Below are 22,664 nucleotides of genomic sequence, written 5' to 3'. Positions count from 1 at the left end.
CTTTTGAGGGACGGGGGCAATCTGCCCCCTTTTCCTGACTTGGATCAAAGATTAAACGGAGATGTCGGTTTACCCAGCCGACAGTGACAACGATGACAGAGATGAAGCCCGTGACCGAAGCAACCGCCGTCAAGGCCCCCGTTCTGCCCGACGCTCAGACCGTGACCGAGGTCAAGCATTGGACTGACCGCCTGTTTTCCTTCAAGGTGTCGCGCCCCGCGTCCTTGAGGTTCCGTTCGGGCGAGTTCGTGATGATCGGCCTGCTGGGCGACAACGGCAAACCGCTGCTGCGCGCCTATTCCATCGCTTCGCCTTCGTGGGACGAAGAGCTTGAGTTCTATTCCATCAAGGTGCAGGACGGTCCGCTGACCTCGAAACTGCAGCACATCCAGCCGGGTGATCAGATCATTCTGCGTCCCAAACCTGTTGGAACCCTGGTTCATGATGCCCTGCTGCCGGGCAAGCGCATCTGGTTCTTCGCCACCGGCACCGGTTTTGCCCCCTTCGCCTCGCTGCTGCGTGAACCGCAGACCTATGAGGATTACGATGAGGTCATCATTACCCATACCTGCCGCGACGTGGCCGAGCTGGATTATGGGCGCGAGTTGATCGAGAGCATCAAACAGGACGAACTGTTGGCAGAATTGATCGGTGAAGGTTTCGCCGACAAGATCCGTTACTACCCGACCACCACGCGGGAAGAGAGCCCCAAGATGGGCCGCATCACCACCCTGCTACAAGACGGAACTGTCTTTGCGGATCTGGGCATCGAAGACGGCATCAAGCCGGAAACAGACCGCGCCATGGTCTGCGGTAGCCTCGCGTTCAACCACGACATCAAGGCCATTCTGGAGGAGTTCGGCCTGCGTGAAGGCGCAAATTCCGAACCCAAAGAGTTCGTGATCGAAAAAGCATTTGTAGGGTGATCGGCTTTGCCGGTCGGGTCGCAAAGCGCTCTGACCGGCAAAAACTCCCGGAATTCATGGAAATTTCATGCGGCCTGCGATTTATGCCGCTTGAAACACCTCTCAGCCCGGTCTAAATTCCGGGCTCGAAATTCTGCAATTATCAAAGGAATGAACCCATAGCCCGCAGACCTCACAACGCGCCGCCACAGCGAGATACCGGCCCGCGCGTCAATGACAAGATCCGTGCTCCCGAAATTCGCCTGATTGGCGCCGAAGGTGAAAATGTCGGGGTGGTTCATCCCGCGAAAGCCATGCAGATGGCCGCCGATGTTGGCCTCGATCTGGTTGAGATTTCTCCCAACGCCAACCCGCCGGTCTGCAAAATCATGGATTTTGGCAAGTTCAAGTATGAACAGCAGAAGCGTGAAAGCGAAGCCCGCAAGAAGCAAAAGATCATCGAGGTGAAAGAGGTCAAGTTCCGGCCCAACACCGATACGCATGACTATGACGTCAAGATGCGCAACGTGTTCAAGTTTCTTGAGAACGGCGACAAGGTCAAAGTCACCCTGCGTTTCCGTGGCCGCGAAATGGCGCACCAGAACTTGGGACGTGAGCTGCTTGAGCGTGTGGCAGAAGACGTCAAGGACCTGGGCAAGATCGAGAACATGCCCAAGATGGAAGGCCGTCAGATGATCATGATGATCGGCCCGCTTCCGCAGAAGTAAAAGCTCTCGACAGCGTTTACCGAGGCTCCGCCAGACTGGTCGGGGCCTTTTTTATGCCCGGCCACCCACAAGGCGCATTTCGCAGAACGCCGAACGCTTCGGAGCAGATTTGATCATCCGCTCCTTCCGCGCTTTTGTGTTCCTGAGGCAAAGCCTGTTACAGCTTTGTCAGATCACGCTCGAAATCGCACAGCCCAGCTTGGCGATTAATTCGTCGATCTGCGCATCCTCGATGATGAACGGAGGCGCGAGAAGGATGTGATCGCCGTGCCGTCCGTCTCGAGTCCCGGACATCGGATAACAGATCAAACCTTCGGCAAAGGCCGCCTTTTTGATTTTACCCGCCACACCCAGCGACGGATCAAACGGCGTTTTGCTGTCGCGATCTGCGACCAGTTCCAGCCCCCGGAACAAGCCCCGTCCCCGGATATCGCCGATATGAGGGTGCTGACCAAAGGCAGCGATCAGGGCAGACTGCAGTTTTTCGCCCATCAGTGCCGCGCGAAGTGGCAGCTCTTTTTGGGTCAACTCTGTCACCACAGCCAATGCGGCCGCAGTCGCAACCGGATGGCCGATATAGGTATGGCCGTGCTGGAAGAAGCCCGACCCATCCCGAATCGCATCATAGATCCGAGCCGTGCACAACATCGCACCGATCGGCTGATACCCGGCCCCCAAACCTTTGGCGATGCATAGAATATCCGGAGCAACGGCGTCGTGATCGCAGGCAAACAAATGACCGGTACGCCCCATGCCACACATCACCTCATCAAGGATCAACAGCACACCATACTGGTCGCAAATCTCACGGATCCGCTTGAAGTATCCTTCAACTGCCGGAACGGCCCCCAGCGTCGCACCAACCACCGGCTCGGCCATAAAGGCCATGACCGTCTCAGGCCCAAGGCGCAGGATCTCGGTCTCCAACTCATTGGCAACGCGCTGGCCGTAGTCAAAGCTGCTCTCTCCCTCGGGCTTCTCGGCATATTCATAACATGGTGCTATGTGCGTCATCTCAATCAACATGGGTGCGAATTGAGCGCGTCGCCACGCGTTACCGCCCGCGGACAGGGCACCCAGAGTGTTGCCGTGATAGCTCTGCCGTCGCGCAATCACGCGGCGGCGCTCGGGTTCACCCGTCTCCAGATAATACTGCCGCGCCAGCTTGATGGCAGCCTCAGTCGCCTCAGACCCGCCCGAGACAAAATAGACACGATCCAAATCCCCCGGGGCATGCTCGACCAGCAAATCCGCCAGCGCCTCGGCCGGCTCTGAGGTCATGAAACCTGTATGCGCAAAGGCAATCTGACCGACTTGATCCTGAACCGCCTTGACCACTGAAGCATTCGAGTGCCCCAGACAGGACACCGCCGCGTCCCCGCAATCCAGATAGCGCTTGCCGTCAGAATCGATCAGATAGCACCCGTCGCCCCCTACAGCGAGCGGCAGGTCAGACTTCGTATGACGTGGAAAAACGTGACTCATTTTGCAGTCCCTTTAAGAAGTGCGATTAGCGCTGTAACCGAGGCGGCATTGTCTTCCCAAGCCGTACCATCGGAACGGGTCAGGCTGTTCTCAAACCCCACTCGAACGTCACCTCCACGCTGCGCTGCACGCTGAAGGCACAGATGTTCTTGCGCCCCAAAAGCGCAGACCATCCACCGGTCCGGGCACTCAGGGAAAGCATCTAGGTCGTCTGGTGTTGATTCCTGAGTGGTCGAATAACGGCCAAGTACCAACAAACGATCCACCTGATCGCCACCGACGACGCCACTGGCTTGCCAGTGCGTCAACAGCTCGGCATCTTTGGCGTCATAAAGGATGTGCTGCACCCGCGTTCCCTGTTCCTCGCAAAGTGCATAGACCTTCGGCGCCAACTCGGGCGTTCGCGCAATCTCACGCACAGAAATCGAAGCCCATTCCGGATGAACCCGGTGCAGACAATCTAACTGCGCCTGTACGTCAAAAACCCCGGCAGATTCGGTTGTGATCTGAACATCCATCTGCGGCGCGGCCCTGCGCAACTCGGCAATTGCCTCGCGATAGAGACCGGCATCCAGCGAATGATCCCCCACCTTGTCACGGACATGAAGGTGAATTCCATCCGCTCCAGCGGTATGGCAAGCCCTGGCGGTTTCTACGATTTCATCAATGCTAACAGGGATTTCGCGATGGTCTTTGTGTCCACGTCGCGTTCCGTTCGGTGCAACCAATACATAAGGAAGCTCCGTGCGGTCGGAAAAACTATCTGGCATCTTCAAATCCCATCAATTTCGCACCCGATCTATCGCCTGATCAAACGTTTTCAATTTCATTTCTGCATAACATATGTTTTTCTCGAGCCATGCAATCGAGCCCTACCCATCTGACTCAACGCCTGCGCCGTGACATCGATGCCCTGCCTCAACAAATGCAGGCTGCCGCGAAATACATAATTGATCATCCCGGAGATTTCGGGCTCGACCCGATCCGCGTCACAGCAAACAAAATCGGTGTCAGCTCAAATGTTCTGGTCCGACTGGCCCAGCGTCTGGGGTTCGACAGTTACGATGCTTTTCGCAAACCCTTCCGCCAAACACTGGTCACCGATCGAGAGGACCGGCTGGGTCAAGATTGGCTACAACGTATGCAGGCCGCGGATGCATTCAGTGCTGCGCAGGCCGGATACGCGCAGAATGAACTAAACGTGGTTTCGCGCTCACTGCGCTTGATGGAGCCTGCGAAGGTCGAGCGCGCGATTGATCTTATGCTTGGCGCCAATCGCTGCTTTATCACTGCAACCCGGGCCAGCTATGCATTGGCCTATTATTTTCATTATGCCGGACGAATGGCGCACCCGGGCTTCCAGTTGATCCCCCGCCATATCGGCACGGCTATCGACGATTTGCTGGATGCTGACCAGACAGATTGCCTGTTCGCGCTGACGGTCTACCCCTACTCATCCGACACGATTCAATCCATTCGCTTTGCTCGTGACCGAGGCACTAGAATCATCCTGCTTTCAGACAGCGAGGTCATTGCGCCTGGCGTCACCCCCCATGTCGTCCTGCCCATCAGCATCCGTACGCAGCATCACCTTTCAAGCTTCTCCGGCGCAATGGCGGTGCTTGAATGCCTGCTGGGTCATCTCTTCGCTGCTGGCGGTCATGCTGCGCGCGACAGGGTAGATCGCTATCAGAAGGCCCGCGAAGATACCGGCGCTTATTGGCAACCTTCCAAACCACCCAGGATTAAGAGCAAATAAAAAGCCCCGGACGTACCGGGGCCTTGTAGCGTTTCAATGAAAGCGCGCTTTACATACAGGCTTCAACCGCCCGTCTAGTCATGACGCCGACAAGATGCGCGCGGTATTCCTTGCTGCCATGCAGGTCGCCAATCATGTTCATCGGATTGATGCGCAGGTCCATCAGAGCGTCCGGGCGGAACTCCTTGCTCAGCGCCGCCTCAGCTTCGGACCAGCGGAACACGCCATCCTCGCTGGCTCCGGTCACGGCCACCCGCGCACCATCGACAAAGCGCGCCACATAAACACCGACCAGTGCAAAGCGCGACGCGGGCTGCAGGAACTTTTGATAGCTCGCCGCTTGCGGCACCGGGAAACGGATCGAAGTGATGATCTCACCTTCGTCCAGCGCGGTGGAGAACATGCCCTCAAAGAAATCATCCGCTGCGATCTGCCGTGCGTTGGTCACAATCGTGGCCCCCGATCCCAGCACACCCGCCGGATAGCAGGCCGCCGGATCATTGTTGGCCACTGACCCGCCAATGGTTCCGCGATTGCGCACCGCCGGATCGCCAATCTGCCCGGCCAGTGCCGCCAACGCCGGATAGCTGCTGGCCGCCTCTCGCGCCACCGTGGCATGGGTCGTCGCCCCGCCAATAGCGACCGAGCCATCCTCCTCGACACAGACACCCTGCATCTCGGCAACCCCGCTCACGCTGACCAACACTGAAGGTGACGCCAACCGCTGCTTCAGCGTCGGGATCAGCGTCTGACCACCTCCCAACGCCTGCGCATCCTCGGCCCCCAACGCAGCAACGGCGTCGGCAATGGTCGAGGGTTTCTCAAACTCGAAACTGTACATTTCGCTTTTCCTTTCCGAAAGGCGCGGATCCGCCCTTCATCTGGCTATAAATATCCCGGGGGTCCGGGGGCTGGCCCCCGGTCCTCCCTCTCAACTCAGCTGTTCATCGCAGCCCATACGCGCGACGGGCTCATCGGCATGTCAATGTGATCAACCGCCTTGCCAGCCGAATTCAGCGCATCCAGCACCGCATTGACCACTGCGGGCGGCGAGCCAATGGCCCCGGCCTCTCCACAGCCCTTCACACCCAGCGGGTTGTGCGTACAGGGCGTCTGGCTGGAATGATCGACGCCATAGAAAGGCACATCATCCGCGCGCGGCATCGCGTAATCCATGTAGGATGCGCTCAGCAGCTGGCCATTTTCGTCATAGGCACAGTTTTCCAACAATGCCTGACCGATGCCCTGACCAATGCCGCCATGCACCTGGCCGTCCACGATCATCGGATTGACGATGTTGCCAAAGTCATCAGCTGCGGTGAACGCCTCGATACTCACCTTGCCGGTCTCGGGATCTACCTCGACCTCACAGGCATAGGCCCCAGAGGGGAAGGTGAAGTTGGCCGGATCATAGAACGCGGTTTCCTCCAGCCCCGGCTCAACTTCCAGCGGGAAGTTATGAGGCACATAAGCCGTCAAGGTTACATCGCCCCAAGCCACCGACTTGTCGGTACCTGCCACGCTGAACTGACCGTCCTTCAACTCGATATCGGCCTCGGATGCCTCCAGCAGATGGGCTGCGATCTTCTTGGCCTTGTCGATCACCTTCTCGGTCGCCTTCACCATGGCCGAACCACAGACCGCCAGAGACCGGGACCCATAGGTACCCATCCCAAACGGGATCTTCGAGGTATCGCCATGCACGATCTCGACCATCGACTCATCGATGCCGATCATGTCGGCCACAACTTGTGGGAAGGCGGTCTCATGCCCCTGCCCGTGGCTATGCGCGCCAACCATGACGCTGATCGAACCGGTCGCGTTCACCCGCACGGTTGCTGCATCATAGAGACCCGCTCGGGCCCCCAGCATTCCAACGATGTTCGACGGAGCAATCCCACAGGCCTCGATATAGCAGTTAATGCCCAAGCCCCGCAGCTTGCCATCGGCCTCACTCTGTGCACGACGCGCAGCAAAGCCCGCCAGATCAGCAGCGGCCTCCAGCTTGTCCATGGTCCCGTTGTAGTCCCCGGTGTCATAGGTCAACGCCACCGGCGTGTCATAGGGAAACTGCGTGATGAAGTTCTGACGGCGCAGCGCAATCGGATCAACACCCAACTCGCGCGCCGCCTTATCGATGACACGCTCCAGCTGATAGGTCGCCTCAGGTCGACCCGCGCCGCGATAAGCATCTACCGGCACCGTGTTGGTGAACATCGCCTTCACGTTCACCTGAATGACCGGCGTCTTGTAGTTGCCCGCCATCAGCGTCCCATGCAGCCAGGTCGGAACCGAGCTGGAGAAGGTCGACAGGTAGGCACCTAGATTTGCATAAGTGTTGGTGCGCAGACCGATAAAGTTATTATCCGAATCCAACGCCAGTTCGATGGTGCTGACATGATCCCGGCCATGCGCGTCCGACATAAACGCCTCGGACCTGCTGGACGTCCACTTCACCGGACGACCACAGGCCTTGGCGGCAAAGGTGCAGAACGCCTCTTCCGCATAGTGGAAGATCTTGGTGCCAAAGCCACCGCCAACATCCGGGGCCACCACACGCACCTTGTGCTCGGGCAGGCCCAGAACAAAGGCGCACATCAGCAGGCGGATCACATGCGGGTTCTGCGAGGTGGTGTAGAGCGTGTATTCATCCGTCCCACGCTTGTACTCACCCACAGCCACGCGCGGCTCCATCGGGTTGGCGACCAGACGGTTGTTGACCAGATCCAGCGTCGTCACATGGGCAGCATTGGCAAAGACCTCATTGACCTTGTCATTGTCCGCTTCACCCAGATGCCAATCATAGCAAATGTTGTTCTTCAGATCGTCATGGATGAGCGTCGCGCCGTCCTGCGCGGCAGCCTTCATATCCATGACGGCAGGCAGCTCTTCGATATCCACGTCAATCGCTTCGGCAGCGTCGCGGGCCTGTTCGAGGCTGTCAGCCACAACCGCCGCGATCGGGTCGCCCACATGACGGACCTTGCCCTGCGCCAGAATCGGATGCGGAGGTTCCTGCATCGGCGCGCCGTGCCGGTCGGTCACTTCCCAACCGCAGGGCATGCCGCCCACGCCTTCAAAATCCTTGCCGGTGAATACCTTGACCACGCCGGGCATGGCCTCAGCCGCCGAGGTATCAACGCTGTTCAAACGGCCATGTGCGATGTCGGATCTCAGAAAATATACATAAGCCTGACCGTGTACGTTGATGTCGTCGGTGTAATTGCCTGCTCCGGTCAGAAAGCGTACGTCCTCGCGCCGCTTGGAACTGGCTCCGATGCCACTGTCTTTGGGCATTGCTTGTTCTCCTCCCTGGGAAAAGAATTTTCGTCGAAAATTCTTGCCCGCCTTATTCGGCGGCGATGCTTGAAACGTCCTGGCCCGATGCGGCCATGATCGCTTTGACGATGTTATGGTAGCCAGTGCACCGACACAGGTTGCCTTCCAGATACTTCCGGATTTCACCTTCCGTCGGGCGCGGGTTCTCTTTCAGCAGCGCAGCCGCACTCATCACCATACCCGGCGTACAGAAGCCGCACTGAAGCCCATGGTGATCCTGAAACGCCTGCTGGATCACATTCAGTGAACCATCCGCATTCGCCTGCCCCTCGATCGTGCCAACATCGGCACCGTCTGCCTCAAGCGCCAGCATATTGCAGGACTTCACTGCTTCGCCGTTCACATGCACAACGCAGGCTCCGCACTGCGCCGTGTCACATCCAACATGCGTCCCCGTCAAAGACAGATGATCCCGTAGGAAGCTGGACAGCAATGTCCGCCCCTCCACGTCACCGCTAACGGCTTTCCCGTTCACGGTCATTGAGACCTGTGTCATGAAATCCTCCCTATTTGGAATTTTCCTTTGCGCCCAAGTTAAACACGGGAATTTTTGTTTGAGAACAAAAATATTTGCCCGTTTTTTAGGCCGATCAGCCACATAACCCTGTAATGATGAAGCAAGCCCGAAAAACGGCAAAGATGCCGTTACGTCACTTTACTTTCGCTGCACGCGGTTGCGGCCTGCTTGGGATCTCTTTCAGCAACCCACCAACGCCCATCGCTGCGATATCTGTTCCTGTTGTTTCGATCCCGCATGCCACGCGCGACAGAACCCAATCGGCTCCGTTCAGCGCAGGCGAGCGGGCGCAGCCGGGCAAGCCGATGACGGGACGGCCCTGCAATCCGCCGAGGAACAACAGGTTTCCGGGGTCAACGGGCATGCCGAATCTGTCCACATCGCCACCGGCAAGACGCACTGCTGTGGGCGCGACGTCATCCACGTCGGACGTGGCCGAGCCCGTGAGGATCATTGCAACGTCGCCTTGCAGCGACCTGAGCCCCTCCGCAAGTTCTTCCGTCTTGTGCTGAACGATCCGAATATCTGTCAGATTCATCCCCAGCGCCTCGACCCGACCGCGAATCGCGGCGATCCCTTTTTCGTTGGACGGGCCGCCGGGGATATCTGTCACGATCAGGCCCGCTGTCTGGAATCGCGGCATGGTCAGTCGCACGCCCCCCTGCGCCAGATCTGCAGCGCGCTGCACATCCAACCGAGGCACGGCGTAAGAGATCACCTTGACCGTCGCAACCATCCCGCCTGCGCCCATCTGCCGATATTGCGGCACCGTCGCCACGGTGATCATTGGGTGAACCTGATTGAACTTCTGTATGGCTTCAACGTCCAGCTCCACCACGCCCGGCCCATCCGCCAAAAGGTTAACCCTGCCTGTAAACGCCTTTGTGACACGCAGATTGGCGCTCGCAGGATCCGGAGCAAGAGCTGTCGCCAACATCGTTGCTGCTTCATCTTCGTGGCAATCACCGGGTTCCAAACGGGCAACAATAACCTCATTCAAACCGGCACGCGCCAGCAGGTCGATGTGTTCAGCCGTCAGTACGATTCCCTTGCGCAGTTTTTGATCTTCTGCCTTGACCGAGTGCGCCAGTATCGCACCGCTGGCTTCAGATAGGGGTACCGGTCCGAACTTCACGCCTTGCCTCGCAATACGGCGGTCATCTGAGCGAGAATGGCGACCGCTATTTCCGAAGGGCTGGCCGCGCCAATGTCGAGTCCAACTGGGCCGTGTATGCGCCCAATCTGAGCGTCGGAGAACCCGGCTTGCTTCATCCGATCTACGCGCTTGGCATGTGTGCGCGTCGACCCAAGCGCGCCGATGTAAAACACACCGGCCTCCAGCGCCGCCTGTAATGCCGGGTCATCAAGCTTGGGGTCATGTGTCAGCAACACGAGGGCCGTACGCGAATCGAGCCCCAGTTTGATCACGGCCTCATCGGGCCAATCCGTCAGGATGGTTTCTCCGGGAAAGCGGGCATCCGATGCAAAAGCCTCTCGCGGGTCGACGATCGCAGGGTCATACCCCGCGATCCGCGCCATCGGCACCAGCGCCTGAGCGATGTGGACTGCCCCAACCACAATCAACCGCAGCGGCGGGTTGTGGACGGCAACAAATGTCTGCCCGTCCTCTTCAAACCCGGACCGGTCCATCCGCAACCGTTCAGCATATGCGTTGCGACGCAAGGCACGGTGGCCGGTTTCAACATTCACTTCGTAAGCCAAAGGTTCGCGCCGCGCGCGCGCCGCAACCAGCTCGGCCAACATCGGTTCTGGCAGGACTTGCCCGACAGGTTCGACTAAAACCCGAATAGTGCCGCCACAAGCCAATCCGACCGCAAAGGCATCCTCGTCGCTGACGCCAAACTCCAGCAACCGCGCCTCACCTTCGTCAATGGCTTCCAGTGCCTCAACGATCACCGCCCCTTCGACGCACCCGCCAGAGACCGAACCCTCGATCTGCCCATCACCTGCGATGACCAACTGCGCGCCGACACGGCGTGGCGCGCTGCCCCAGGTTTCGACCACCGTGGCAAGGGCTGCCTTCTTGCCCGCGCGATACCACTTCAGAGCAGTTTCCGGGCTGTTGTCGAATCGTTCCATTGAGACCTCCGGCCTAGTTCCGGTTCAACATAGTTAGCTTTGCAGCAATGAAAAGCGGTCAGCAGGTAGAGTTTCCGGCGCTAAAGAGCCGATTTTACGATCACATTCACAAAGTATTGATCGATGCAGGACCACCCTCTAGCTTGCTTGTATCACCGGACCCGAACCGGTGCATTCCCCTTCATATTCCAAAGCGGAGACAATGAGTTGAAACGCATTCTTACACTCGCGGCGGCAATCGGTCTGGCGACGGCCAGTACCGGTTGGGCAGACACATTTCTGAGATATGGCGAAGTCGAAGGCTGGAAGGTCTTTATCGATCAGGAAAAGAAGTCCTGCCTGATCGAAGCCGTTGATGATTCCGAAAACGTGGTTCAGATGGGCCTGACCGAAGATCGCGGTGTGGGCTACGTCGGCGTTTTTACGAAGGCCAAAACCAACATCAAAGCCGGTGAGAAAGAAGCCGTGGCCATTCTGATCGGTGACAACATCTATGTCGGCGAAGCCACTGGCATGAAAGGCAATATCACCAAGGGCTATTCCGGCGGTTATGTCCTGTCGGACGATCCACAATTCGCCGATGATCTGGCCAAAAAGAAGGTCATGGTGGTGTTTCCCGAGAAAGAGTTTGCCTTCACCGTTGACCTCACCGGCACCTACAAGGCCATGGAAATGGCGCGGAAGTGCAACGAAGAACAGCTCTCGTAGTCAACCTTCGGAAAGCGCGGCCATCAGCCGTGCTTTCTGCCCCTGATCGTCGGGCTTAGAGATCACATTGGCGAGATCTTCCAACGAGGCGATCGAATGCCCGGCGCGGAAACTGTCGACATGGGGCAGCATGGTTCTGACCCCCTGCGCCTTGGGTGCAAACCCATCCCAGCGCAGCAACGGGTTCAGCCAGATCAAACGCTTTGAAGACAGGTAGAGACGTTCGATCTCTTTCTCCAGCTGTTCAGGCGCGCCACGTTCCAGCCCATCAGTGATCAGCAGTACGACGGCGCCCTGCCCCATCACCCGGCGAGACCAGTCGCGGTTAAACTGATGCAGACACTCCCCAATCCTTGTGCCACCTTCCCAGTCCTGCGCCTCGGCCCCGGCAGAGGCCAGTGCCGTATCGACGTCGCGCTGATGCAGGTGCCGGGTGATATTGGTGAGGCGCGTACCGAAGGTGAAGGCATGCACCTTTGCCCAGCCCGCCCCCTTGGCATTCGAAACCGTGTGCAGGAAATGCAGGATGATGCGGCTGTATTGGCTCATTGACCCAGAGATATCGCACAACGCCACAAGGTTCGGCCAACGTGGTTTGGGCTTGCGCAACGCGATCTCATGCAGCTCTCCACCCTGACGCATGGCCAAACGTAGCGTGCGCGCGCGGTCGAGCCGATGCCCCAGATGGCTGGCCTGCGCCCGGCGCGATGCGATGGGTTTGACCGGTAAGGTCAACCGCGCCAGCAAGCGCTTGGCTTGTGCCATTTCTTCGGTGCTCATCTGTTCGAAATCAAGGTTGCGCAGCCGTTCCTCGGACGAGGCTGTCTGGGTCGCATCAATCTCGATTTCTGTCTCGCCCTCCTGCTCGGGCAATTCGGGCTGATCCCGTTCGACCCCCTCAAGCAAGGCCTCAGCGGCGCGTTTTTCGCCAGCATCCGCCTTGCGTTCCTCCTGCACGCCACGAATGGCGGGCAGCATCATGGCCATCATATGCTCCATATAACGCGGGTCACGCCAATAGAGGCGGAAGACCTGCGCGAAAACCGTGCGATGTTCGGGCCGGTTCACGAAACAGGCGTGTAGGGTCCAATAGAAATCCTGTTTCTTGGTGAACCCAGCAGCCTCAACGGCACGGATCGCATCCACCATGCGGCCCGTACCAATCGGAAGACCCGCCTTGCGCAGGGCGCGGGCAAAATGGGTGATGTTCTGCGCCAGCTTGGGGTGGTCGGGGATGTCGAGTGGAAGCTGTTCGGCCATCAGTGTACATAGGGGCACTGCCCCCATGCCCCCACAGTATATTTAAACGGGCGCGACATCAGGCGGGTTCGAGTGTAGCTTTGGCTTCATCCAAAATACGTTTGGCCTCAGAGCCTTGCAGTTTCTGGATGTCGTCCTGGTATTTCAGGATCGCGCCCAGTGTGTCTCCGATCACTTCAGGGCTGAGGTTGATCACGTCGAGCGCAAGCAAGCATTTGGCCCAGTCGATGGTTTCCGCCACGCCCGGCTTCTTGAACAGGTCCTCGGTTCGCAAACGCTGGACGAAAGCAACAACCTCCCGGCTCAGCGCCTCGGCCGCTTCGGGGGCGCGGGCGTGCAGGATTTCGATCTCGCGGTCGAAATCAGGGTAGTCGACCCAGTGATAGAGGCATCGGCGTTTCAGGGCGTCATGGACCTCGCGTGTGCGATTTGATGTCAGGATGACGATGGGCGATTCCGGCGCTTTGACAGTGCCCAGCTCCGGGATAGTCACCTGAAAATCGCTAAGAGCTTCGAGAAGGAAGGCCTCGAACGGCTCATCGGTGCGGTCTAATTCATCAATCAGCAGGACCGGCGCGCCGTTCTCATCCGGGCGCATCGCTTGCAGCAAGGGGCGTTCGATCAGGTAGTCGTCCGAGAAGAGTTCGGTCTGCAATGCCGCTCTGTCGGCCCCACCCGAAGCCTCGGCGGTACGGATCGCCACCATCTGCGCCGGAAAGTTCCATTCGTAGACGGCCGAGGATGCATCGAGACCCTCATAACATTGCAACCGGATCAGGCGGCGGTTCAGACCAGCGGCGAGCGCCTTGGCAATCTCGGTCTTGCCAACGCCTGCCTCGCCCTCAAGAAACAGGGGACGTCCGAGTTTCAGCGACAGGAAGACGACCGTCGCCAGAGCGCGTCCACAGACATAGCCCTGGGCGCTGAGTGTTTCCTGCACGGCATCGATGGAATTTGGTTGCGGCATGTGATCCCCTCAATCGCTGCGCCCAACAGGTCATGGTAGCGTGCGCGCGTCAAGACCAAGGCTTTTCCGGGATTTACGACGATCTGGTCGGTTGACAAGGCTTTTCCCTCTGAACCGGCTGTGCTAGCCGGGGGCCATGACCGATACGCTCACGATCCGCCGCCCCGACGACTGGCATCTGCACCTGCGCGATGGCGCGATGTTGCAGGCCGTCCTGCCCGAAACCGCGCGTCATTTTGCCCGTGCAATCATCATGCCGAACCTTGTGCCGCCTGTTGTGCGCGGCGACCACGCCGCCGCCTATCGCGACCGTATCATGGCCGCCCTGCCCGACGGCTTGACGTTTGAGCCGCTGATGACGCTGTATCTGACCGAGGACACGGATGCCGACGATGTAGCAGCCGCCCATGCCAGCGGGCTGATCAAGGCGGTCAAGCTGTATCCGGCAGGCGCGACGACCAACTCTGCCTCGGGTGTGCGCGATTTCGACAAGGTGCGCCCGGTGTTGGAGAAGATGGCCGAAATCGGTTTGCCACTTTGCGTGCACGGCGAGGTCACCGATTCCGAGATCGACATCTTCGACCGTGAGGCCGTATTTATCGACCGAATTCTTGATCCGATCCGTAAGGCAACGCCGGGACTGCGTGTCGTGATGGAGCATATCACCACCGCGAACGGCGTGGATTATGTCAAAGCCAATGACACTGATCTGGGCGCAACGATCACCGCGCATCACCTGATCATCAACCGCAACCATATCCTGGTGGGCGGCATCAAACCCCATTACTACTGCCTGCCAGTTGCCAAACGTGAGGAGCACCGGCTGGCTCTGCTGGCTGCGGCTACCTCAGGCGATGCGCGGTATTTCCTTGGCACGGACAGTGCCCCCCATACGGATGACAACAAGGAAATGGCATGCGGTTGTGCCGGGTGCTTTACGGCCACCAACACCATGTCACTGGTGGCAGAGATGTTTGATCGCGAAGGCGCGCTGGACAAGCTGGAAGGCTTTGTTTCCCTGAATGGCCCTGCGTTCTATGGCCTGCCAGTGAACGAAGAGACCATCACTCTGAAAAAAGGCGAGCCGGTCGCGTATCCATCCAAGATCGAAACGGGCGACGGGCCTGTGACCGTATTCGATCCAGGCTTTCCGCTGCATTGGCGCGTTGCCTAATCGGATAGCCTGTCTGCCAAATCCGCTGCGCGCCCGCCGGTGCGCAGCATGGACCAGATAGCGTCTGCTTCATCTCCGCCAATCAGTTTAGCAGCCTTGCCCCGCACACGATCCTCCCGATCCGAAAGTGACATCGGGGCCAGCAGATCATGGCTTGCCTCCAGCCGCGCACCATCGCGGCGCAGCAGCGACAGGTGAGCTTGCGTTTCGGATAGACTCTCATCCGCCTCAACGGTGATCCGATCTCGCAGGGATTGCAGACGCGGGTCGGCGCATATTTTGTCAGAATAGCTGCCCGGTAGTGCCGTGTCATAGCCAAGCGATTGCATCGCCAAAACAGTGCGATACGAGAACTTGGCCCCAAGCCCCGTCGAAGGTTCCAACTGATTGCAGACGCTCATCCAGCGGGGGTGAGTTTTGACCTTGATTTCCGCAACCTCAGGCTCGGCGATATCAAGATCAAGCGCTGCCTCAAGGGCCGCGTGCAGACCATGGCAACAAGCGTGGAACTTATGGCTGACGGTCTCAAACAGCCATTCATCACCCAATCCCTGCAGCGCACTGTCGGCATCGTCTGTACCCAGATGCGTGGCACCGAAACCGTATGCCCCTCCGAGAGCATCGGCATTAGGTAGAAATCCGTTTCGAATCAACAGCGCCGCTTCCACCCCGTTCGATGCGGCGATACCTGCGTTGTAAGGTTTGCCCATGGTTCCAAATTGCGCTTTTAGACCAGACGCACGTGTCGCGGTCAGACCAATAAGCGCAGACATCTGTGCCGCATCGAACCCCATGATACGCCCGGCTGCGACAGCAGCCCCGAACGCACCGGCAGTTGCGGTCTGGTGATATCCGGCCTGATAATGCGCGCGCCCCAGCCATAACCCGATCCGGATCGAAGTTTCCATACCGATCAGGGCAGCCTCAAGGAAGTCGACCAGAGGGCGATCCTCCCACGCCGCAATAGCCAGCGCTGCGGGGACAACAGCCACCGAGGGGTGGCCGATATGGGCGAAATGGGTGTCGTCATAGTCCAGCGCGTGGGAAATGGTGCCGTTCACCAGCGCAGCCGCACGTAAAGGTGCGGCGCCTCCACCGAATAATCGGGCCTGTTCCATGCCGCCCTCAGACAGGACCATCTGCCGTACAATCCGCGACACCGGCTCCTCTGCCCCCGCGCGCCCGACAGCAAGCCAATCCAAAACGGACAAAGAGGTCACGATGCGTGCTTGCTTCGTGGTTGAAACGGGGCCTGCAGCAAATTCAGCAAGCGTAGAAGTCAGGATGCTCATGCAGCGCAGTCTAGCGCGCACTGCCCGGTCGTAAAGCCTCAGCCGTAGAGGTCCGCCGCGCGCTGTTCGAAGGCACGCACAATCCGGTGCATCGCCTCGTTGAATACGACACCAATAATGCCTTGCAGCACCGCGTTCTTGAATTCGAAATCAACGTGGAACGAGACGTTGCATCCCTCATCCGTATCTTCGAACTCCCAATCCGAACGCATGTATCTGAAGGGTCCATCCAGATATTCGGTATCAATCCGTTTATGCGCATCGAACAGCGTGACCCGGCTGCCAAAACGTTCGCGGAACACTTTGAACGAGATGACCAGATCAGCCTCCATCACCTTGCCGTCCCCTGCAGCATAGGTGCGGCGGATACGGGCTGCGGCGCACCAAGGAAGAAACTCCGGGTATTTCGCCACATCCGCGACCAGATCATACATCTGCTGGGCGGTGTAAGGCAGCGGTCGGGTTTCAGAGTGTGTTGGCATGATATCCGGGATTCACTGGTGACAATGGCGCGTGATTTCGTATGTTGCGCGCCAAAGATCAAGGGGGCAGCGATGAGTGACCGCGCATATGTGATAGATGAGATGATCTCGGCCAAGGCCATTGCCGCGCGGATCGAGGCATTGTGCCGCGAAATCACAGAGGAATTCGGCGGCACCGACAAGCTGATTGTCGTGGGACTGCTTCGCGGCAGCTTCGTTTTCATCGCGGACCTTGTGCGCGAGCTTGATCTGCCAATCGAGGTCGATTTTCTTGAGGCATCTTCTTACGGAGACTCGATGGAGAGCAGCCGGGAGGTCCGTATTCTCAAAGATTTGCGTGGCGCTATTGAAGGGCGCGATGTGCTGGTGGTCGAGGATATCGTCGATACCGGCCACACGCTGAACCACGTCACCAAGCTGCTGCAAAGCCGCAAGCCCGCGCGGCTGAAATCTATCGCATTGCTGGACAAACCAAGCCGGCGCGAAGTTGACTTCCGTTCAGACTGGATCGGGTTCGAAATTCCGGATGAATTTGTTGTGGGCTACGGTATCGATTACGCCCAACGCAACCGCAACCTGCCCTTTATCGGCAAGGTTCGGTTCGTCGAATAGCACCAGAAATGAACCTGCGCCATTTCCTTCGCATGACCTTATGGGCGCGCAATCCGCCATCTGAGCGCCGCGTGAAACTGGTTTTGGGCGTCATCTTGTTATGCTTGCTGATTGTAGGCATAGAATTTATGGGCTGGTGGCCGGACTGGGCGGGCAGCGAGCCGAGAAAACTCAGGCCGTAAGGGTACGCTCAATCGCAGCCAGAAAAATGCCGGTGCCTATCGGGATCAGCGCGTCGGGAAAATCATAGTCGGGATTGTGCAATTGCGGATGATCCCCTCCTGCACCCAACCAGAACATCGCTGATTTCGCACCTTTGCCGAACTGACCAAAATCTTCGGAAAACCGTTGGGGTTCTTTAACCAGCCTGTGCCACACGCCCTGCGCATCACAAGCATCCGACAGGATCTGAGCGGCCTCTTCGTCGTTCGTGCAAGCCTCGAAGATGTCGTCGTAAGTGATCTCAACCGTCAGCCTTTCAGCCTGTGCGGTGGATTCGACCAATGTCTCGGCCTCTTCGATCAAACGCTCCATTCGGGCATCCGAAACCGTGCGCAACGTCACCCACAGCTCGGCATATCCCGGTGCAACGCCAAAAGCGGGCTCTCCCAATTGTGCATGGGTAACGGTGGTCAGCGCATAGTCAGCATCCAGCGCACCACCCAGCCCAAGCCGCGCCAGCGCAGGCATTAACTCCGAGATCGCCAGCGCCGGAGACACCCCATCCTGCGGCGCCGCGGCATGAGAGGTTTTTCCAGTCAGTGCAATCCGCATCCCGCGCGATGCACAGTTGGTCGGACCGCTGCAGATCTCAACCGCTCCGTGATCAAGCCCCGGAAGATTGTGTAGTGAGAACACGTAATCTGGGGCGATGTCTTTAAATTTCGGATCGCTGCGAAAGGCTTTGGCACCCTTCCCGGTTTCCTCGGCGGGCTGAAAGATCAGCACTACCCGGCCTCGCGACGAGCGCTTTTCACCCAGCATGAAAGCGACGCCAAGGACCATCGCCATATGGCCGTCATGACCGCATAGATGCCCCTTACCAAGGTATTGCGATGCATATGGCACCTCCGAGATTTCCTGAATTGGAAGGCCATCCAGCTCGCAACGGATACCAACGGTCGGTCCGGGTTTGCCACTATCATAAACCGCTGCGACCCCGTAACCACCGATTTCAGTTAAGACAGTGTCGGGATCGCACGCCTGCAATAAGTTCGCGATGCTCGTAGCTGTCCCGCGCTCGTCACCTGAAATCTCTGGCACCTGATGTAACTCATGGCGCTTTTCAATAAGCCAGCTCTGAAGCTCAGGGTTCACACCTGCCCCAGTTTTTTCTGGCGCGCATCGCGCAGGCGGGCAAAATCATCCCCTGCATGATAAGAGGACCGTGTCAGAGGCGTGGCCGATACCATCAGGAATCCCTTGCCATAGGCCGCCTTTTCATACGATGCGAACTCTTCCGGTGTGACGAAACGATCAATACCGTGATGCTTCGGGGTTGGCTGGAGATACTGACCAATTGTCAGGAAATCGATATCGGCTGCGCGCATGTCATCCATGACCTGACGCACCTGCTGCTCGTCTTCACCCAATCCGACCATGATGCCCGACTTGGTGAAGATCGACGGATCCATTTCCTTCACACGCTGCAACAGACGCAGAGAGTGGAAATAACGCGCGCCCGGGCGCACCTGCGGATAAAGCCCCGGAACCGTTTCGAGATTGTGGTTGAACACATCCGGCTTGGCTTCAACCACGATTTCCAGAACGGAAGGATCACATTTGAGGAAATCCGGCGTCAGGATTTCAATCGTGGTCTTGGGCGAACGGTGGCGTACCGCGCGAATGGTCTGCGCGAAATGCTCAGCCCCGCCATCTTCCAGATCATCGCGATCGACCGAGGTGATCACCACATGGTTCAACCCCAGTTTCTGTACTGCATGGGCGACACGTCCGGGCTCAAACGCATCCAGCTCATCCGGTCGGCCGGTGGCAATGTTGCAGAAGGTACAACCGCGGGTACAGATCTCGCCCATGATCATCATGGTGGCGTGACCCTGGCTCCAGCACTCACCAACATTCGGGCAACCAGCTTCTTCGCAGACGGTCACCAGATTGTTGTCACGCATGATCTTGTGGGTTTCGGCATACCCTTCGCCACCCGGAGCCTTGACGCGAATCCATTTCGGTTTGCGCGGGGCCGCATTGTCAGGCCGATGCGCCTTTTCCGGGTGTCTTTGCTCGGGAATTTTCAGATCACGCACAACGGGCTTTCCTGACTTTGGGTCAATTCACTTCGCGCTTAACATAAACCGACTGCAGAAGTTAGGCCAGTGACGCATAGCCGCTATGCGCCTCAACTACGCAAGCGCAGAAACATAGACACAGCTTACAAATTTTCCTGTTTATTTTCAATGGTCATGACTAGATCTTAGATATTTGGCATCTGCAGCATATCTATTGTTGAAGCTGATTTAGAATCGTTTTAACTCTCGCATCAAACATATGTGAATCACAGGAGTTTGATGATGAAAACCGGTGCAAAACTGCCTGAAGTGACCTTCCACACGCGTGTTCGCGATGCCTCGATCGAAGGCCCGAACCCTTTCCGCTGGGAAGACAAAACCACCGCTGATTATTTCGCAGGTAAGCGCGTCATCCTGTTTTCGCTGCCGGGTGCGTTCACGCCGACCTGCTCGACCTATCAGCTGCCAGGTTTTGAAAACGGCTTCGCGGATTTCACTGCTAAAGGGATCGATGCAATCTATTGCATGTCCGTGAATGACAGCTTTGTCATGAACAAATGGGCAGCGGATCAGGGCCTGCAGAATGTTGATGTGATCCCGGATGGTTCGGGTGAGTTCACCCGGAAAATGGGCATGCTGGTCGACAAAGACAATCTGGGTTTCGGCATGCGCTCGTGGCGCTATGCGGCCATCGTCAACGATGGCGTGGTCGAAGCATGGTTCGAAGAGCCCGGCCTGATGGATAACTGCCCCGAGGATCCTTATGGCGTGTCATCGCCCGAAAACCTGATGAAGCATCTGGATGAAGCGCGCGAACCCGCGCTGGCTTGATCAGGTGTGATTGCATGACAAGGTCCGCCGTTTGGCGGGCCTTTTTTTGATCAGGTGCGGGTTTGCGCGACGACGTCTTCTCCGACCTGCCGGATCACCTCGGACAAGCGATCGAACCAGCCCTCGCCTCCAGTCGAAGAACGCCGCACCAGACCAATCGTTCGCGCTGGTTGAGGGGCCGCAAAGCGCAGCAAACGCAAGCCCGGCACCGCGTCGGCCTCTGCCCTGGCTGCCAGTTCCGGCATCAGGGTCAAGCCAAAGCCCTCAGCCACCAGTCGCGACAGAGTGGCCAAGGACGAGGCCCCCATATTGATCTGCCCGCTGGCCCGATCCTGACCGCAAACCTCAAGCGCTTGATCGGTCAGACAATGCCCATCCTCGAGCAACATCAACTGCGCCGCTTGTAGATCCAGAGGACGCAGGGCCTCGGGGCTGATAGTCAGTCGATTGAGGCGCGACTGACTGCCCGCCAGAAGGAAACGATCTTCGAACAAGGGTTCTTCGTGCAAAGCGGTCCCGCCTGTGGGCAGCGCCAACACCGCCGCATCGATTTCACCCCCCCGCAGCATCGCAAGCAAGCGTTCGGTCCGGGCCTCACGTATTCGGACACGCAACGAAACATCGCCAGAGCGCAACCCTGCCAATACCCCCGGCAACAGATAGGGCGCGACGGTTGGAATGATGCCAATCGACAAGGACCGGTGCCCACCGGAATGGTCACGCGCGAACCGATCTAACCGATCAGCGGCTATGAGCACCTGATCAGCATGATCCAGAACATCTCTGCCCAAAGGCGTGAGTAGAATGTCACGGGCCTGCCGTTCAAACAGAGGGCCGCCCATCGCTTCCTCTAGCGCTTTGATCTGAACTGACAGCGCAGGCTGAGAGACATGACAAACCTGCGCTGCGCGGCCAAAGTTTCGCTGCTCGGCAACAGCGCGGAAATATTGCAACTGGCGGAATGTGAAATTCATAATCTTGGATTATCACTTTTCGCCAGAACCACAATATCTATATATCAACCGATCATACGGTCGCGTTCAGTCTGCTCTTCATAATGCCGCTTGAGCCGTTGCAAGGCGATACGCAGCACGATCTTGCCCGACCGCGCCGACCAGCCCATGCGCTTTTCTGCAAGCTCTAACCCCTCAAGATAACAACAGCAGCGCAGTGCAACATCGCTGAGCCCCGGCCCCAGGTCCGACAAAGCACGCGCCACACGATCGCGCGCACCGGACGACCCCCGTCCGATAGGCGCATCCGTTGTGAAATCTCCTCGGCCACCACCGGTCAGAAAACGATCCCAGTTCTGCGTGACCTGAGGTCCGATTTGCGCAAGTTCGAAATCCTCGCGCAAGCGTTCACCTGCACCGACAAGTGTTTCATCAAGAAACGGCTTTCCGTCCCGGTCCCGTCGACGCGCAAGGGCGATCAACGGGCTTTCGGCTGTGCTATAGCGGGCTCGTGCCGACGTCTTGGGCTGGAGTTTCGATCCTACACCAGCGGCCTGAAACGGAGCTTGCGCTTCGGCCATGCCGAACTCACTCTGCGCGCGGGCACGATTTTCGGAATCGGCCAGCAGATGGCTCAGCGCCGAGCGGCCCGACGTTGTAATCCGGTACCGTGAAATTCGCCCCGGATTGTCGCATGAGATCCAATCTTTCAACGCCAGGGCTTGCGCGATCTTGCAGTCAACGACAGCTGTTCGGGTCGTTCCACAATCCCCACTGTCGCGCACTACAACCGCCTTATCCATATTCTCTGCCACGGCCAGCACCGCACCAGATTCACATAGTCGGCGGAGTACCCGCAGGGCTTCGCGTTCGAACGCATCATCTTTTGGCTCATCAGATGGATAATCGGGGGTAGGATACCGGGCCGAGGCCTCTTTCATAGGGGCGAAATGGGTCTGCGCCAATGATCGCAACGCAGCATCGACCAGCGGGTCGTCACGGCGCATCTCAACACGGCGAATTTGTCTTAAGATGGTCGACGCATGGCATCCCGCCGCCCGGGCGATATCTCGAATGGACCGGCCCGACTCGGTATGATCAAGATATCGTTGCGCCCCTTCAGGGACCCAGGTCGGTACGTTGAAAGCCACGCTGTTTTCCATAGTTCAATGCCCTCGTCGACAAAACAAACTGACAGTTTTCGCCGTCGGATTCTTAGTTAACCAAATCTAACTAGAGTTGCTTTCGTTACTCGTTCGTTAATCACAGACGGCACGGAGCAGAATTGATTCAAAAAGATAAACAG

General features: G+C 58.0%; 22 protein-coding genes. 7 read left to right on the top strand and 15 right to left on the bottom strand.

The genetic code is table 11. The annotated features are described in order from the left end of the window. Positions 1-92 precede the first annotated feature (92 nt). Both ACR0IV_RS03410 and infC read left to right on the top strand, forming a co-directional pair. Entirely contained in the window at positions 93-926 is an 834-nt protein-coding gene (locus tag ACR0IV_RS03410) for a ferredoxin--NADP reductase (protein ID WP_480657849.1), read from the top strand. A 116-nt stretch (positions 927-1,042) separates the two neighbouring features. After that, positions 1,043-1,633, top strand: a complete 591-nt coding sequence (gene infC / locus ACR0IV_RS03405; RefSeq protein WP_480484989.1) for a translation initiation factor IF-3 — start codon at positions 1,043-1,045, stop codon at positions 1,631-1,633. 168 nt (positions 1,634-1,801) lie between these two features. On the opposite strand, the gene ACR0IV_RS03400 is transcribed toward infC, so the two are convergent. Both ACR0IV_RS03400 and ACR0IV_RS03395 read right to left on the bottom strand, forming a co-directional pair. Further along, positions 1,802-3,118: an aspartate aminotransferase family protein gene (locus tag ACR0IV_RS03400; protein WP_480657850.1), complete on the bottom strand. Its 1,317-nt coding sequence runs from the start codon at positions 3,116-3,118 to the stop codon at positions 1,802-1,804. Further along, the gene (locus ACR0IV_RS03395; protein ID WP_480657851.1) at positions 3,115-3,888 is read right to left on the bottom strand and encodes a beta-keto acid cleavage family enzyme; all 774 of its coding nucleotides are present in this window, start codon (positions 3,886-3,888) and stop codon (positions 3,115-3,117) included. Before ACR0IV_RS03395 ends, ACR0IV_RS03400 begins: the two co-directional genes overlap by 4 nt. 89 nt (positions 3,889-3,977) lie before the next feature. On the opposite strand from ACR0IV_RS03395, the gene ACR0IV_RS03390 reads away from it, so the two are divergent. Further along, a complete protein-coding gene (locus tag ACR0IV_RS03390) occupies positions 3,978-4,877 on the top strand; it encodes a MurR/RpiR family transcriptional regulator (protein WP_480657852.1) in 900 nt (299 codons plus the stop codon). A 49-nt stretch (positions 4,878-4,926) separates the two neighbouring features. On the opposite strand, the gene ACR0IV_RS03385 is transcribed toward ACR0IV_RS03390, so the two are convergent. The 5 genes from ACR0IV_RS03385 to ACR0IV_RS03365 form a co-directional block, all read right to left on the bottom strand. Then, positions 4,927-5,718, bottom strand: coding sequence for an FAD binding domain-containing protein (locus tag ACR0IV_RS03385; RefSeq protein ID WP_480657853.1), 792 nt, complete (start codon positions 5,716-5,718; stop codon positions 4,927-4,929). A 95-nt stretch (positions 5,719-5,813) separates the two neighbouring features. Further along, the gene (locus tag ACR0IV_RS03380) at positions 5,814-8,174 is read right to left on the bottom strand and encodes a xanthine dehydrogenase family protein molybdopterin-binding subunit (RefSeq protein ID WP_480657854.1); all 2,361 of its coding nucleotides are present in this window, start codon (positions 8,172-8,174) and stop codon (positions 5,814-5,816) included. 52 nt (positions 8,175-8,226) lie between these two features. Beyond that, positions 8,227-8,712: a (2Fe-2S)-binding protein gene (locus ACR0IV_RS03375; RefSeq protein ID WP_480657855.1), complete on the bottom strand. Its 486-nt coding sequence runs from the start codon at positions 8,710-8,712 to the stop codon at positions 8,227-8,229. A gap of 154 nt (positions 8,713-8,866) precedes the next feature. Further along, the gene (locus ACR0IV_RS03370) at positions 8,867-9,868 is read right to left on the bottom strand and encodes a molybdopterin-binding protein (RefSeq protein WP_480657856.1); all 1,002 of its coding nucleotides are present in this window, start codon (positions 9,866-9,868) and stop codon (positions 8,867-8,869) included. Next, positions 9,865-10,833 carry an XdhC family protein gene (locus ACR0IV_RS03365; RefSeq protein WP_480657858.1) on the bottom strand — a complete coding sequence of 323 codons (969 nt, stop codon included), beginning with the start codon at positions 10,831-10,833 and terminating at the stop codon, positions 9,865-9,867. The genes ACR0IV_RS03370 and ACR0IV_RS03365 overlap by 4 nt, the downstream gene beginning before the upstream one ends. A gap of 207 nt (positions 10,834-11,040) precedes the next feature. Between ACR0IV_RS03365 and ACR0IV_RS03360 the strand changes: the two genes are divergently transcribed. Next, entirely contained in the window at positions 11,041-11,541 is a 501-nt protein-coding gene (locus ACR0IV_RS03360) for a hypothetical protein (protein ID WP_480469971.1), read from the top strand. Here ACR0IV_RS03360 and ACR0IV_RS03355 read toward each other — a convergent pair whose 3' ends face one another. Further along, the gene (locus ACR0IV_RS03355) at positions 11,542-12,801 is read right to left on the bottom strand and encodes a vWA domain-containing protein (protein WP_480657859.1); all 1,260 of its coding nucleotides are present in this window, start codon (positions 12,799-12,801) and stop codon (positions 11,542-11,544) included. 58 nt (positions 12,802-12,859) lie between these two features. After that, entirely contained in the window at positions 12,860-13,768 is a 909-nt protein-coding gene (locus ACR0IV_RS03350; RefSeq protein WP_480657861.1) for an AAA family ATPase, read from the bottom strand. A gap of 136 nt (positions 13,769-13,904) precedes the next feature. Here ACR0IV_RS03350 and pyrC point away from each other — a divergent pair, with 136 nt between their 5' ends. Further along, positions 13,905-14,942 carry a dihydroorotase gene (pyrC, locus tag ACR0IV_RS03345; protein WP_480657863.1) on the top strand — a complete coding sequence of 346 codons (1,038 nt, stop codon included), beginning with the start codon at positions 13,905-13,907 and terminating at the stop codon, positions 14,940-14,942. On the opposite strand, the gene ACR0IV_RS03340 is transcribed toward pyrC, so the two are convergent. Together ACR0IV_RS03340 and ACR0IV_RS03335 are read right to left on the bottom strand one after the other, a co-directional pair. Further along, positions 14,939-16,234: an MmgE/PrpD family protein gene (locus ACR0IV_RS03340; protein ID WP_480657864.1), complete on the bottom strand. Its 1,296-nt coding sequence runs from the start codon at positions 16,232-16,234 to the stop codon at positions 14,939-14,941. The genes pyrC and ACR0IV_RS03340 overlap by 4 nt on opposite strands. 38 nt (positions 16,235-16,272) lie before the next feature. Next, positions 16,273-16,716 carry a type II toxin-antitoxin system RatA family toxin gene (locus tag ACR0IV_RS03335; protein WP_480469976.1) on the bottom strand — a complete coding sequence of 148 codons (444 nt, stop codon included), beginning with the start codon at positions 16,714-16,716 and terminating at the stop codon, positions 16,273-16,275. Between the two features lie 72 nt (positions 16,717-16,788). Here ACR0IV_RS03335 and hpt point away from each other — a divergent pair, with 72 nt between their 5' ends. Then, the gene (hpt, locus tag ACR0IV_RS03330) at positions 16,789-17,328 is read left to right on the top strand and encodes a hypoxanthine phosphoribosyltransferase (RefSeq protein WP_480469977.1); all 540 of its coding nucleotides are present in this window, start codon (positions 16,789-16,791) and stop codon (positions 17,326-17,328) included. 171 nt (positions 17,329-17,499) lie between these two features. On the opposite strand, the gene ACR0IV_RS03325 is transcribed toward hpt, so the two are convergent. Together ACR0IV_RS03325 and lipA are read right to left on the bottom strand one after the other, a co-directional pair. Next, positions 17,500-18,645 carry an amidohydrolase gene (locus ACR0IV_RS03325; protein WP_480657867.1) on the bottom strand — a complete coding sequence of 382 codons (1,146 nt, stop codon included), beginning with the start codon at positions 18,643-18,645 and terminating at the stop codon, positions 17,500-17,502. Beyond that, a complete protein-coding gene (lipA, locus tag ACR0IV_RS03320; RefSeq protein WP_480657868.1) occupies positions 18,642-19,592 on the bottom strand; it encodes a lipoyl synthase in 951 nt (316 codons plus the stop codon). The genes ACR0IV_RS03325 and lipA overlap by 4 nt, the downstream gene beginning before the upstream one ends. Before the next feature lie 264 nt (positions 19,593-19,856). Here lipA and ACR0IV_RS03315 point away from each other — a divergent pair, with 264 nt between their 5' ends. Next, positions 19,857-20,405 (top strand): redoxin family protein, encoded by a 549-nt coding sequence (locus ACR0IV_RS03315; RefSeq protein ID WP_480657870.1) that lies wholly within the window; start codon positions 19,857-19,859, stop codon positions 20,403-20,405. A gap of 50 nt (positions 20,406-20,455) precedes the next feature. Here ACR0IV_RS03315 and ACR0IV_RS03310 read toward each other — a convergent pair whose 3' ends face one another. Next, a complete protein-coding gene (locus ACR0IV_RS03310; RefSeq protein ID WP_480657872.1) occupies positions 20,456-21,379 on the bottom strand; it encodes a hydrogen peroxide-inducible genes activator in 924 nt (307 codons plus the stop codon). Positions 21,380-21,423: 44 nt separating this feature from the next. Next, positions 21,424-22,521 (bottom strand): DUF6456 domain-containing protein, encoded by a 1,098-nt coding sequence (locus ACR0IV_RS03305; protein ID WP_480657874.1) that lies wholly within the window; start codon positions 22,519-22,521, stop codon positions 21,424-21,426. Between the last annotated feature and the right edge of the window lie 143 nt (positions 22,522-22,664).

The sequence above is a fragment of the Ruegeria sp. C2 genome (assembly GCF_056537765.1).
Note: the sequence above shows the minus strand (reverse complement) of the source record. Positions and strands in the feature narration are given on the sequence as shown.

Bases quoted from the DNA above. Each gene is read 5' to 3' on its own strand.
- ACR0IV_RS03385 (WP_480657853.1), bottom strand. From the start codon at position 5,718: ATGTACAGTTTCGAGTTTGAGAAACCCTCGACCATTGCCGACGCCGTT.
- ACR0IV_RS03340 (WP_480657864.1), bottom strand. From the start codon at position 16,234: ATGAGCATCCTGACTTCTACGCTTGCTGAATTTGCTGCAGGCCCCGTT.
- pyrC (WP_480657863.1), top strand. From the start codon at position 13,905: ATGACCGATACGCTCACGATCCGCCGCCCCGACGACTGGCATCTGCAC.
- ACR0IV_RS03305 (WP_480657874.1), bottom strand. From the start codon at position 22,521: ATGGAAAACAGCGTGGCTTTCAACGTACCGACCTGGGTCCCTGAAGGG.
- ACR0IV_RS03315 (WP_480657870.1), top strand. From the start codon at position 19,857: ATGAAAACCGGTGCAAAACTGCCTGAAGTGACCTTCCACACGCGTGTT.
- ACR0IV_RS03400 (WP_480657850.1), bottom strand. From the start codon at position 3,118: ATGAGTCACGTTTTTCCACGTCATACGAAGTCTGACCTGCCGCTCGCT.
- ACR0IV_RS03365 (WP_480657858.1), bottom strand. From the start codon at position 10,833: ATGGAACGATTCGACAACAGCCCGGAAACTGCTCTGAAGTGGTATCGC.
- ACR0IV_RS03335 (WP_480469976.1), bottom strand. From the start codon at position 16,716: ATGCCAACACACTCTGAAACCCGACCGCTGCCTTACACCGCCCAGCAG.
- ACR0IV_RS03350 (WP_480657861.1), bottom strand. From the start codon at position 13,768: ATGCCGCAACCAAATTCCATCGATGCCGTGCAGGAAACACTCAGCGCC.
- hpt (WP_480469977.1), top strand. From the start codon at position 16,789: ATGAGTGACCGCGCATATGTGATAGATGAGATGATCTCGGCCAAGGCC.
- ACR0IV_RS03355 (WP_480657859.1), bottom strand. From the start codon at position 12,801: ATGGCCGAACAGCTTCCACTCGACATCCCCGACCACCCCAAGCTGGCG.
- ACR0IV_RS03380 (WP_480657854.1), bottom strand. From the start codon at position 8,174: ATGCCCAAAGACAGTGGCATCGGAGCCAGTTCCAAGCGGCGCGAGGAC.
- ACR0IV_RS03310 (WP_480657872.1), bottom strand. From the start codon at position 21,379: ATGAATTTCACATTCCGCCAGTTGCAATATTTCCGCGCTGTTGCCGAG.
- ACR0IV_RS03390 (WP_480657852.1), top strand. From the start codon at position 3,978: ATGCAATCGAGCCCTACCCATCTGACTCAACGCCTGCGCCGTGACATC.
- ACR0IV_RS03395 (WP_480657851.1), bottom strand. From the start codon at position 3,888: ATGCCAGATAGTTTTTCCGACCGCACGGAGCTTCCTTATGTATTGGTT.
- ACR0IV_RS03410 (WP_480657849.1), top strand. From the start codon at position 93: ATGACAGAGATGAAGCCCGTGACCGAAGCAACCGCCGTCAAGGCCCCC.
- ACR0IV_RS03375 (WP_480657855.1), bottom strand. From the start codon at position 8,712: ATGACACAGGTCTCAATGACCGTGAACGGGAAAGCCGTTAGCGGTGAC.